This is a genomic window from Siphonobacter sp. BAB-5385, from assembly GCF_002261125.1.
Lineage (GTDB): Bacteria > Bacteroidota > Bacteroidia > Cytophagales > Spirosomataceae > Siphonobacter.
Genome location: NZ_NMPS01000100.1, coordinates 41,338 through 54,071, shown reverse-complemented (window position 1 = coordinate 54,071; position 12,734 = coordinate 41,338). Strand labels below are relative to the sequence as shown.

At 46.0% G+C, this 12,734-nt stretch carries 12 protein-coding genes; all 12 read right to left on the bottom strand.

From position 1 onward, the window contains the following. Window positions 1-155: 155 nt before the first annotated feature. Complete coding sequence (locus BWI93_RS10310; RefSeq protein WP_094810951.1) at window positions 156-464, bottom strand: hypothetical protein; 309 nt, start codon at window positions 462-464, stop codon at window positions 156-158. A 74-nt stretch (window positions 465-538) separates the two neighbouring features. Then, a complete protein-coding gene (locus BWI93_RS10305; protein WP_094810949.1) occupies window positions 539-1,219 on the bottom strand; it encodes a hypothetical protein in 681 nt (226 codons plus the stop codon). Between the two features lie 90 nt (window positions 1,220-1,309). After that, window positions 1,310-2,287: a hypothetical protein gene (locus BWI93_RS10300; RefSeq protein WP_094810947.1), complete on the bottom strand. Its 978-nt coding sequence runs from the start codon at window positions 2,285-2,287 to the stop codon at window positions 1,310-1,312. 107 nt (window positions 2,288-2,394) lie between these two features. After that, the gene (locus BWI93_RS10295) at window positions 2,395-2,853 is read right to left on the bottom strand and encodes a hypothetical protein (RefSeq protein WP_094810945.1); all 459 of its coding nucleotides are present in this window, start codon (window positions 2,851-2,853) and stop codon (window positions 2,395-2,397) included. A 14-nt stretch (window positions 2,854-2,867) separates the two neighbouring features. Then, on the bottom strand, window positions 2,868-3,749 hold the full coding sequence (locus tag BWI93_RS10290) for a S49 family peptidase (protein ID WP_094810943.1): 882 nt from the start codon (window positions 3,747-3,749) through the stop codon (window positions 2,868-2,870). Window positions 3,750-3,823: 74 nt separating this feature from the next. Continuing rightward, window positions 3,824-4,375, bottom strand: a complete 552-nt coding sequence (locus BWI93_RS10285; RefSeq protein WP_094810941.1) for a hypothetical protein — start codon at window positions 4,373-4,375, stop codon at window positions 3,824-3,826. Window positions 4,376-4,564: 189 nt separating this feature from the next. Then, complete coding sequence (locus BWI93_RS10280; RefSeq protein ID WP_094810939.1) at window positions 4,565-5,059, bottom strand: hypothetical protein; 495 nt, start codon at window positions 5,057-5,059, stop codon at window positions 4,565-4,567. A 76-nt stretch (window positions 5,060-5,135) separates the two neighbouring features. Beyond that, window positions 5,136-5,336, bottom strand: a complete 201-nt coding sequence (locus BWI93_RS10275; RefSeq protein ID WP_094810937.1) for a hypothetical protein — start codon at window positions 5,334-5,336, stop codon at window positions 5,136-5,138. A gap of 23 nt (window positions 5,337-5,359) precedes the next feature. Beyond that, entirely contained in the window at window positions 5,360-10,330 is a 4,971-nt protein-coding gene (locus BWI93_RS10270) for a hypothetical protein (protein WP_094810935.1), read from the bottom strand. Then, window positions 10,330-10,854, bottom strand: a complete 525-nt coding sequence (locus BWI93_RS10265; protein ID WP_094810933.1) for a hypothetical protein — start codon at window positions 10,852-10,854, stop codon at window positions 10,330-10,332. The genes BWI93_RS10270 and BWI93_RS10265 overlap by 1 nt, the downstream gene beginning before the upstream one ends. 56 nt (window positions 10,855-10,910) lie before the next feature. Then, window positions 10,911-11,666, bottom strand: coding sequence for a TIR domain-containing protein (locus BWI93_RS10260; protein WP_094810931.1), 756 nt, complete (start codon window positions 11,664-11,666; stop codon window positions 10,911-10,913). Window positions 11,667-11,707: 41 nt separating this feature from the next. Further along, on the bottom strand, window positions 11,708-12,703 hold the full coding sequence (locus BWI93_RS10255) for a hypothetical protein (protein ID WP_141217424.1): 996 nt from the start codon (window positions 12,701-12,703) through the stop codon (window positions 11,708-11,710). Window positions 12,704-12,734 lie beyond the last annotated feature (31 nt).

Below are 12,734 nucleotides of genomic sequence, written 5' to 3'. Positions count from 1 at the left end.
GATGGATTTTTAGAAAAAGCTAGCTGAGCCAGGTGCAGCTGTGCGTTGAGTTTTACGAGTGATGCCATAGGAAAGTTTGGTTAAAAAAATAGCCCGATTCCATTCGGGCTATTTCTTCGCTGCTGAATTAATCGTTAGTTCTTAACCTGGTTAGATTATTTGTTAGTGGTTTGTTTTTTCGCGGTTGCTCCCGCTTTTACTACTTCAGTATCAACTGCAGGTTCAGGTGCTACTTCTGTTTTTACTTCTGGTGCCGGTTCAGTAGCAACCAGGGACAACTGTGTGGGTTTGTGTATAGGTTCTGTACTTTTTTCTTGAAAGACTTTAGAGCCATTTCTGACTAGCTTTTCAGCGACTTCATCACTATCTACCTGAGTGGCGTTAATGACGCGGCCTTTGACGCACCAGTGTTCTTTTTTGGCATCTTCTAATTTGTCTGCAGGGATTTCGTATTTGCTAAGCATGAGCTTTATCGAACTTTAAGATTGGAGAAAAGAGTATAAAAAACCGGATGGCTGGCGGACCATCCGGGATCCTGCTAGGCGGCTGCAGGCAATGCTTCCACTGGGAAGACTACGTCGTCTGCAAGCGGTAATACGGGGTGCATATAACCGTCGTTCTTGCAGGTGAATGTGATGAATTTCTCGTCAGACCCTTTGGCTCCAGAGTCAGCGTTGCTCTCCAGCTCGAGTGGGCTTTCGGTATTACCAATTACATAATTGATGTTATCCATACCCCGAGCGATGATCACCACCGGCACGTTCAAAAGTCTGGTAGCAAAAGCGATCGCTTCCTTATCCATCCGGTTGATTTTAAACGTGATGGTCTGCTCAAAGCTTTGAGAACCTACTTTACCCTTCGATGCAAAATTGAACTTGGTGTTATCATAGGCGGCCTGGACTTCGATGAACTTCATCGGTGTTGGCAGCTGAAGAAGTGGAATATCACCCGTAATTTCACCGGCTAATCCATCTGCGTAGGTAGGGAATTCCTGGTCCTGGAACCAGTCTACTGCAGCGATGTACAAACGCTTATTACCGCCAGGCTTAGCTCCACCCGTTTTCCGGCGAAGACCTACCAGGGCCGTAAGGCCTAGCACTGTATCACCAATGTTTCCGGGGGCGGTGAACAACTGACTGCACAAATCCTGAACAAACAGGAATGCTCCCAGGGCTAAAAAGCCCAGCAGGAAACCGTAATCCTTTAATTTTTTCTTCATGGCTTTTACTTGAATTTGAGGAGAAGAATTCCGGCGGTTACGGCCGGAATTCCTAGTTTAAACTTTGGGGGAAAAGAAGGTGGCTAAACCCTAGTACTTGCCGTTATGGAAAACGAAATTTCCGTAAGCATAATCGAATAAGCCACGGAAGAATACGTTCACTTTCAGGCCTTTCATATCATCCTTTACGGTGATCTTGTTAACGCCAATGTTGCTATCCATCCCGAAAATCAAGTTCGTTTTAGGCGTAATCAGGGTGGTTTCTTTATTGGCCAGACCAGGATCCGTCACAAATTTGATTCCTGAGTATTCGTCAGGACTCGTGGCTTCTTCGCCTGGCTTCACGTGTTGGGGGAACTTCGCCCGGCGGTTACGATCGTACTTTTGCTTGGTAGCCTTAGACAGACGGAACTCTAAGGGATAATCCAGAAGATCCTCCTTGTATTTCACTACGGCATCGCACAAATCTTGAACGTGGTCGTAAGTGTTCTCATCATCCAAAGCGGCCGCTGGAGTAACCACGTGCTCTTCGGGGATATCTTCGTCGGTAGCAACACCGGCTGAGAATTTCTTCAGAATACCATCGATTGCACTACCGGCTCCAATACCAGCGGCATTACGGCTACCCTTGAACGAACCATTCTGACGCATGAAACTACCCTGAGCCTTCAGCACTTCCTGTAAGAACATGAGAGCCAAGGGGTTATCCAGTGCTGCATTCAGGTCCGTCACGTCAGTAAATTTGCGAACGTGCGAAAGAGCGATCGAAATAACCTGCGAACGGGGGATGAAGAAATCATAATCAACGTCCTGAAGCTTGGCTTTGCGAAGACCAAGAGCTGAAGCTTTTTGTGGTTTGAAATCATCATCAGCAACCCGGGCCACATCAAAGGCAGTCAGCGAATACAGGTACGATTCGTCCTGCAGGTAACTGACTGTAAAGTCGTTTTGAAGAGATTCAAAACCAAGCTGAACAATGTCAGTAATCAAGCGTGGGTTCTCTTCAACCAATCGCATCACGTCCTGAGGAAGTGAGCTAACATCGGGGGTGGAATAATTTTGGGGCATACGTTTTTTTGATTTGCCCTGGCTCCCATGTCCGGTCAATTGACCGGACGGGGAGCACGCGGGGCCTCTTGTTATCTATTGTTTATCAGGCTTTTACTATAATTTTCTTACTTTCTTTTCGCTTGGTTAGCTACGACCATTTCGTAGGAAACCCGGTCGGGGTGAGTTGCTGAAAGCTTTGAAATGTGTTCTGGCATTCCAGCTACGTTACCGGCTTCATCTTTGCTGGTAGCATTATCGAGGCCTTGCTTATGGCCATCGTACCAGCCTTGAAGTTTGGTGTTGGTCGCCTGCAGATCGCTGTTCTTCTTTTCAAGAGCATTGTACTTGCCCTGCAATTCAGCCAGGCTGGCTTCAGCCGTATTGGCCCGGGCCATTTCGGCTTTGTAATCAGCATCGAGCTTGGTATTACCATCCTGCAATGCCTCGATACGATCTGAAGCTCCTTTCGCTTCGGAGGTGAATTCGTTGTACTCTTCCGTGTTGAGTCGCTCCGAGATCGCCTTGGATGACTTTGAAAAGTTTTCACTCATGAACTGAGTGATGGATTTGGTTTGCTTTGACATATTAAGTTTTGGGATTACGCTAGTTGCCTGGCCCGGGTGATGGCCTGTGAAAGCGATCCAATGCGATCAGCCAAACCCAGCTCAATTGCTCTCTTGTTTTTGAAAACGGCCCCGGTAAAGGGTTCATCAGATGTGATCTTCCCGGCACGGCCCCGGCGAACGAAGCCGATAAATTCCTGACGGGCTTCATTCATTTCCTCTTTCATCTGAGCTTTCAGCTCGTCGGTTAGAGGCTCAATACCATTAATGAGGCTCTTTTGCTCACTACCATCAGCCCGGATGATTTGTACGCTCAAACCCTGTTTTTCAAGGGCTTTGGTTTCATCCATGTACACGGCAAGTACCCCGATCGAACCCACGCGGGTTTCGGTTTGGTCTTCTAACCAGATTTCCTGTACGTTACTGATGGAGAAATAGCCTGCTGAGCAGCAGAAGGGAGTTTGAGCAATAAGGGGCTTGCTCTTTTGAAAGTCGATGAAAGCTTCGGTGAGCATGCGAGTGGAATCGACGGTTCCACCAGGTGTGTTCGGGCGAACGACTGCTGCTCGAATGGAGGGTTCGTTTTTCGCTAAGGCAACGATACGGGCAAGCTGCTCATTACCCATGTTACAGTAGCCATTGCGGCTCATGCTGCCTTCGATGGGAAAAACAGCTACATCCCCGCCCCCGGCCTTCTGAAACTGTTTCAAATACCAGCGATCTTCACTGAAATCACCGTATTCGTCTTTTGTGTTAACTAGTGAAGGTCTTGGAGCGGTATTCGAGTTTGAAGCCTGGATTAGGTGAGGCGGGAACGGGTCTTTCCCCGCCTGAAGACGGGGAAAGATGATCCCGCCCATTTGTGAGGCGAAATCTGCGTTAATGTACCATAGTCCTGAGAATGATAGTCCGGTCATGCTGCCGTCGCTGAGAGTTTCGTAATAAGTGGATACGAACTTCCGGCATGATTGACCTGATTAAAAGGACGGTTTTACTTCCCAAATCCTGAGCTAAAGCCCGGTGAAAAGCCCGATGGTAGCTCGATCTGTGGCATTTTCGGTATATAGTAGTAGGGATGCGTATACTGGCCAGCCAGGGAAAGTAAAGTTGTGTTTTGATCGGTGATGCTTCTACTGACAGAAAGGGCTAGGCCATTGCCTATTTCACCGGCTACCCCCATCAAACCCGATCGTTCTTTCCACATGGCCAGCCAGCGTTTGCCCTGATGCGTGGCAATCCAGGCAGCCAGGTCCGGCGTATTTCGGGGTACTTTAGCTGATAGTGCCGGGGTGTATAGCATTCCATCCCCCGTTTCATCCTGTTCTTCAGTTAACGTGCATTCTTTGGAAGGGAACCTGATCAGGTGAAAGAGGGTACCAGGCTTATACAGGATGGCATTACTTTTAAGCGTATAATTAGGTAAGGGAGTCGTTGGCAGATCGATTCGCACCACATCCCGGATATCGACTAAAATGAGTCGAGCTAAAAAGCCAGGGGCCGGCTTTCCTAGCCAGCCCCCAACCTGAATATTTGGTATTCCCATACTGTTCTGAAGCGGACGGGTTTTTACAGGTTTTTAAAATTTTATCTTTCTGTAAGTCTCTGATTAATAGAACTAATGCCACAAATCAGAGACTTACAAAACGTCGCATTTGCTGACCAAACTCCGTATTCGGAGCAAAAACGCCGAAAACGCTGACGGATCGTCGCAAAATTTTTTTATTTTTTTTGATCAGACCGCCTCTAAAAGTGGCTGATAAAAGATCAAATCTCCTTGCTGTTTCTTCTGATTTGACTCCAGTTTCGTTTCCCAGTCCTTGACGATTTTTGCAGTCGAGTTAATCGATATCTCGTCTTCAGTAATCCCGTACATCTCGAAGAACCGGCGAACGTGTGGTTCATACGATTTGGTGAAAAAGGATCCGGATAAGCAGAAGTTAATAACGGCCTGCTCGAACTGTTCCTTCAGGATCAGGCCTAGGGCTTTGGCCCGGGCGGGCGGGATGTGGAGCAACTTCGCATCCTGATAAATGCTCACTACGACATGGCATTCCTTCGGCTTCTTCGTCGAAATCGTAGTGTAGTTTTTCTCAGCAAATGCTTCAACAAGTCGGCCTAAGGGCTCGTCTCTTCTGAGTTCAATCACTCCATCTTTCAACAAATGAGTTTGCAGTAAATATTTCTCTACATAGGTAGGAACCGGGATAAAAAATTTACAACGACGCATAGCGGACAGCGATTAGTTAAGTTTTACAATTGGGGGCAGTGGGTAGGTTAATTCAAGCCGGTTTTACTTGGAGAATTTAGGGCTTTCGAGGAAACTTGTATTGGTTGAAAACCCGATCGTAGGCAGCCTGTCGAATGAGCAGAAGTTTGGCCCAAATGTTGCCATGCCACCGATTGGTTCGGAAAGCTCGCATGACATAAAACAGGTACGGAATTGGACTGAACGTCCAGAAGAAAAGCTCGAAAAGAAGTCGTTTAACGAGTAATTTGAAGTGCATAGGAAATGAGTTTTTAAATATAATTATTTTCCAGATAAAGATGAAATTCCACCGATAATGGCATCCAACCGGCCAGCCTGGTTCGTGTTGTACACAGCTCCTTCTACGCCACGAGTGGCGGCAACGTTAGCCCCGGTGTTTCCTGAAATTTGCTCTAAAAGCCTGGTATTGGTCTCTGTACCCGAAGCGATCTGATTGAGGTATTTCAGCTGCAATTCACCCTGTTCTTTCGCCTGAGCAGCCATGGCTTGGGCTTCGGCCGAATTGGCTAATGCACCTCCATCTCCACCGGCTCCGATGTCAGCCATCATAGCGTCGGCGTCGGCCTGAGCTTTATCAGCTTCTGCCTGAGCTTCGGCTTTCATTCGTTCTGCTTCCTTACGTTTCTTGCTACCAAACAACGCGAAGGTCTTCTCCCAGAACGGAGCGACGGGAACGTAGTTGGTATACGCACCTCCATCGCTGTTGAGTTTGCCTCCATCCCGGTACGATCGATTCTGTACGGAATAGTTGATAGGCTGAAGCTTTCTATTCTGGCTTTGCCAGGTTAACTGATCTAGAAGGGGCTGATGGTACTTGGTAGCATCCCGGGAAAGAATGTACATATACTCCCCTCCTTCAGCTTCACCTACTTCACGGCCGGTGACCCGGTCAACCATGGCAATGCCGGCTTCGCCCGGGCGTGATCCGTGCCGGCTCCCTTCGAGCACGCCGGCATTGTGAACCTTACCACCGCCGGCGAAGGTTGGCGTTGGTTGGGCTTTGATCATCCCGATCTGAATCGCACTGGCTGCGATCGTAGCAGCCATGAACACCAGGTTCAAAGGGAAGATACCAGAGGCCAGGGCTTTGATGGCAGCGACGGCCCCATTAATGGCCGCTGTGGCAATGTCGGCCTTCTGCTGAGCCTTCCAGGCCTTGAGCTTTGCGGCACGCTGCTCTTCGGCTGCTTTATCCTCAATATCCTTCTTGGTCGCCTCGAATTTCTCCTTGGCATCGATAGTCTGATCGTCGTACTTTTTATTGATTTCAGTCTTCTTATCAGCCAGCTCCTGCTCTACCTTCTTGGATTCGTCCGCTCCGAGTTTGGTTTGAAACAGGTTTTCTTTTACCGTCAAAACCTTATCATCGCGTTCCTTCTGCAGGCGTTCGGCTTCCTCCTTATTACCCTGGTCACGGGCGGCTTTAATCTTCGCCTGGTAATCCAGCTCCAGTCGTTCTTTTTCCCGGGTAAACTGGTTATTCAGGTCGGTGAGTTCAGCCTTTGAAAGCCGGTTAGCCAGCAGCTCCTGCTCCAGACGCTCCATTTCAGCAGCCTTCTCCGTTTCGATCTGTTGAAGACGGGCTTTCTGCTCAGCGTCCATATCAGCCAGGCGTTGGTTCTTTACGCGTTCAGATTCCGCGATTTCCCGATCGGCTCTTTTTTGAGCCAGGTTATTGAGGAAATTGGTGGCAGCCGTAGCGATGGCACCGACCTGCTCGGCGTACTCCATGGCCGCTTTGGCCCGGGCCGAAAGGGAAGCCGTATCCTTTTGAAAGAGGGAAGCGATCCGGCCGATGGCACCGGTATAATTCCCTTGATCCAGATCATTGATAGCATCGGTGAACGCAGAAAACCGGTTACGACGCTGCTCTAACTTTTCAGCTTCAGCAGCAGCTATATCCGCGTTACTTTGATCCTGGTTCGCTTTGCGTAGGGCATCATACTTGGATTGAATGGCCGTGAGCGTTTGTTCCAGGACTTCCTTATCCGAAACCGACTTACGGGCTTTTTCTTCTTCAGCGGCCTGCTCATCATCCAGACTCTTTTTCGTGTATTGGAAGTCCAGATCCAGACGCTGTTTTTTGATGGCCAGCAGCTTCGTAGCATTATTACCGGCCAAGGCCTCCATGCTATTGAGTTGGGCTACCTGAGCGTCATACTCCAGCTTCCGGATATTGGCATCCTGATCCCGCTTACGGGTGGCATATTCGGTTTGGATCAACTCGATATCCCGTTTAAGGGTCGCCTCGAGTATTTTCAGAGCAGCAGCCTTCTCCTTTTCATCGGTGATGGTTTTCTCAATTTTGATCCTTTCATAACTGGCTTCGAGTTCAGCCTTCTTTTCCTTACGCTTCAGCTCGTCCGTTTCCATCTCCATGGTCAGCCGGGCGTACTCATTGAGAGCTTTCTGACGATTGATGGCCGTCTTGGCTTCATCTTCGCCCTGAGCCTTACGAATACCATCGATTTCGGTCTTCAGCCAGTTCTGAATCTTCAGCTCCATCTGAGCCAGTTGCTCTTTATCGGCAATCGACTTCCGAGCGATCGTTAATTCACCTTCGGCAAACGACTGTGCTTTCTTGATCTTCTTGACGAATTCATCCTCCAGCCAGCGTTCGGTTAACTGATCCTGACGCTTCTGAGCATCCGCTTTGATCTTTTCGACATTGCGAGTATGGAGTTCTTCTTCAGCTTCGGTTTCCTTGAGCAGCTGAGACTTGGAGGCCTTGGAGTTCTGAATCCGTAGCAACTCCCTTTTATGCCGGATTTCTTCGGCTTCCTTTTCACGCTCCAGATCTTTTTCGATCGCTTTTACCTTCAGATCATCCGTACGCTTAATGGAATCCTGAGTCGCTTTGAGAGAATCCTTAGCACGTTTTTCAGCTGCTTTCTTTTCCGAATCAGAAATAACTTTCTGCGTTTTATCTGACAGCTGGCCGGCCGCAAGTTCAGCATCCTTGGTTACCTTCTTAGGGGCATCGACGAAGGCTCCAGTCCAGGCTTTTTTCACTGAATCAAAGCCATCGGTAAACCCTTTCACGATGTTGGTACCACGCTGTTTTACCTGCTCCCAGGCAGCCGTAGCACCAGCAAAGTCACCAGTGAAAAATTTACCTAAAGCTTCACCGCCGGAAAGCAGCAACTGGAATGCATTAATCAGGGTACCCACCGTAACTACGATCGCAACCAGGGCGGTCTGAAGAATAGCCACTACCCCGCTTAGAACTTTCATCGTATTGCCAGCGGAAGCCGTCTGATTCTGCAGGCCTGGGAAAAGCGTATAAACGAGCTGCATGACCAGGTCACCCAACTTACCAAACCATACCCCCATTTCACTAAGGATCGCATTAAAGGGCCCAGACTTTTCAGTCATCTCAATAATGAAATTGATACCCTTTAAAATCAGGTTCAGAAAGAAATCAAAGACCGGCTTTAGCCCGTCACCAATGATCACGCGTAAAGCCTGCATGCCGTCACTCATGTTGGAAACTTTGCCCGACATGGTTTCCATCATGGCCGCGTTGGATCCAGCGACACCTTGCATCTGGCCCATCGATACCATTGCGGCCTTGACTGCTTCTTCCTGATTTTTGAAGGATTTGACGACTTTACCATTAATGACCACGTCGAATCCATCGCCCATTTTCTTTACCTCGGTAGTGGCTCCTTTGAAGGAAAAACTCAGATCATCACCGGCCTTTTTACCGCGGATCCCGAACTCCTTCAAACGTTCCATTTCGCCGGTTTGAGCATCCAATAAAGCTTCTACGTATTGATCGAAGGTTTTCCCTTGAGATGCTGCCAAATCGGCCATGGCCATCATCTCCTTTTTGGTTGGGTATATCCCCCGGTTAACCATCTTGACGTAGCCGTCCGTCAGCTCTTCAACCCCGTAGATAGTCTTGGCTGCCATGTCCTGCAGGGCCAGCATGGACTCCTTGGCTGCAGCAGCTGCCTGCTGAGCAGCGACCTTCGCTTCAGCAGCGGATTTCGTTGGTTTGGTAAACGCGTTGGTAAGAACAGCCTCGTACTTTTCGAACTTTGCCGTATCCTCGAAAATAACTTTCCCAATTGAGATGATCGTATCCAGAAGCCATAGGATCCCGGATGCAGCCAAAATACCTTTGAAGCCAGTGGTGAAGGTTTTGATATAGCCGATTATACCAGATTCACCATTTTTAAACTCCTTGGAAATCTTCTTGACATCATCTTCAACTTTACCCAAATCCGCCTGCGTTTGAGCCAGTTTTTTGGTGGCTGCAATGAACTGCTCAGTACCAGGCTTCAGCTCCTTGAGTTCTGCATTTAGGATTTCGACTTTCTTCTTGAGATCACCGTAGGAAAGCTCTGAATTCTTCGTTGCCTTGATCTGATCGTTGATCTCCTTGGTTACGTCGTCAACAGACTTTTTGACGTTGTCGTAGTACTGTTTGGTTTGCTGAAGTTTTTTGCTGGTATCGATGAACTCCTGGGATTCGGGGGCCAATCCACCCAATTTTTTCTGAAGTACTTCAACTTTCTGACCAATCTGCTCGAAAGTGAGTTTCAAATCTTCCGTCTCCAGTAGCTTTTTTTCAAAGTCAGCAGCAGCCTTGGCACTCTTGGTCAATGCTTCAGTGGTACCACTAACGTTCTTAGATACTTCATCATAGACGGCCTTCGTTTGCTGGAGTTTTTTCGTGGTATCGATGAACTCCTGGCTCTCAATTGGAAGTTCGGCCAGCTTCTTTTTCAATAGATCTACCTTTTGACCTAGCTCAGCATACGTCAGGCTCTGATCCTTACTTTCCAGTAATTTTTTCTGGAACGCTTCAACCTTTTTTGCACTTTCCTCCAAGGCCTTCGAAGTACCATCTACCTCCTTTTTTACTTCATCGAAGCGAGCTTTGACCTTTGCCAGTTCGGCCGATTTAGCGATGAATTCAGCGGATCCGGGGGTAAGGGTTTTGAGTTCCTTTGAAAGCGTGCGAACCTGCTTTTCCATCTGGCCATAGGTAGCGGTGGTCAGATCGAACTCCTTTTTAACAGCACGAATAGTGGTTTCCATCTGGCTTAGCTCCAGACGGGTCTGCTTCCAGCGATCGGACTGTTTGCCCAGGGCATCGTCCTTTTCAATTTCCTTGAGTTCCTTTCTCAAGGCCTTGGCTTTTTCTTCCAGCTGACCGAGCTCAGCCATGCCTTTCTTACCCTCGATGCCAAGTTCGACGGTGGCTTTTTCGTTTAATTCCATTAGTTAGCTTCGAGAATTGAGGTGATTTCAGAAATGGCGAAGCGAGCACCGGCCTGAGCGACCTGGCTGTTGAGAGCAATCATGGTGCCTTTGAGTACTTCATTGTAAATCCCGCGATAGCCCCGCTTTACGTCGGGTTTTAGCTTCCGTTCGTGACGAAGCCCCCAAGCAATGCGTTCGACAGCGATAGTATCCGAGCTAGGCCACTTACCTTCATAGCCAGGCACATAAGCGAATTTGTGAACCCCTATCTTTTCCACGTAATACTCCATCGCTGCTTGGGGCGGCATCCGGGCGTAATGCATCGAGCGTAAATCTTTGATTCGGAAGTAGCCGGCCGTTTCAATCATCTGGGAGATGTAGTTGGGAGCAGCCTGCATTGCTCTGATCCGGAAACCATCGAGCATTTCACCCGAAAGTACCAGTCCGTTGGAGCGGATTCGACGCTGGAACTCAGCTACGGCCTCCCTGACGTAGCGTTCCAACAGGTAGATGAACTTTTGGTTGGAAAGAGAAAGCCCCATAATTTGCTTTTTTTGGGCAAACTATGGGGCTTATTTGACTACTTAAAGGACGGGATCTATTTGTTCTGACTAATATTCAAGCGTTCCTGTTTCACTAGTGCATTTCTTAGCATTTCATTTTCTTTAATCATCAAGTTTAATCTTTCTTCCAGCTCTCTGTTTCTAATAGAAGTATGTTGTAACATTTCATTGATCTGCTCGTTCCCAGGATTCCTGTCTCTATTTGTAGCTCTTTCAAGAAAAAACATTCTTTTTTCCATATTTTTCAATATAGTATACACATCTGGCAGTATATCTTGCGGTGAAGTCTCTTCTAATTTGGCCTCTGTAGTGCTGGCTATAATTGCTTTAAAATCCTTTTCAAATTGATCCCAGTATGTATTGAAAACTTGTGTCAAAACCTTTTCTTTGATACTTTTATCACCAAGGGTTGAATTAATAGTAGAAACCAAATGAAGTAATCCATCTTTTGTAGGTTTTGTATTGTTAAATTGTGCTAAAGGATCTCTAACATCACTGTCTTTAATATCGACTAATAAAACACAAACTCTACTGGCCTGCAACCCTTTTGCAATTGCTCCAGCTTCGAATAATATCCAAGGTTTATTTAAATTTTCTTTTGTTAAACATATGATTCCAACACTGGTTTCAGATAACTTATTCAGTATATCTAAAAACCAAACTGATCCGGAATTTATACCATGGGTAGAAACCCATGGATCTACAGCCTGAATCACACATTGAAGCCATGAATCCAGTAATTCTGCTACTTGACGGCTTCTTTCACCTGACCAACTAATAAATACTTTCATTTTGATATGGATTAAAATTGAAAAATCCAATTTAGTATAAATTATTTATTTATTCCGTTTTTGTAGTCAGAATCTTTGACTTTACCGAAGTTGATTGTACCACTTAAAAAAATATGAGTTTTGGAAAACTGACTATTCCAATCAAAACCTAATCCAAACCCTTCAGCAAAATTGTAATTTTTTCCTTTAATTCTTTCACCAAAGAAGTTAATAGATACTCCATATATAAATTCACTTTTTTTTCCATAAAAATTCTGAACAAAATATGGAGTGATACCTAACCTTTGTAAATCACTATCCTCTATATAAGAGAAAGGTATAAAAATAGAAGACACTCTATATCTAAAATTCCATTGTCTTTTAAAATCCCCATATAATCCTCTAAAGTCATCTAGAACAATAATTTTATCATCTACATATATTGGAGTATTATTTTGATATTTATTTAATTTATCTGTATTCCAAGTATATTCTCCTTTCCCGGATATAGAAAAAACCCACCACCTATTTTTATAGCGAGACCAGTGAGTATTAAGTCCAATGGATTTGGGATACTCTCTACTTTCAGAAAGTGTCGATATTTGATATAAATTTACGTCATCAATCTTAGCGAATACGTTTACACCCCATGCAATTGCCGCCTCTAAGTGATTCGAAAGTTTACTGATACGATCAATGTTATAAAATTTATCAATAGATTGTTGATATCCTAGACTTAATTCATAACTAGGCTTGACTCCAGCAGGATTTTGTAGAAAAAACTGCTTATCAGTCGTTTTTACAGAAAATGAAGCAGATATTCCTCTAGCTATTCCTACAGTCTTATGAGTAGTGTCTCTATCTACATAATAATAATATCTTCTCAATGGCTTGACATATGTAAGCATTCCTGAAGGATCTCCTGTAGTAAATGAAAACTTTGCAGTACCCCCTTGGTAATAACTAAAGACGTTTTCTCCATTCCTGTCTACAATTAGAGTTTGAGAATTGCATATGCTAGAAATGAATAATAGAATCAGAAGTAGTTTTTTATTCATTTTGTACAAGTCTAAAGTGTGAGTAATTATA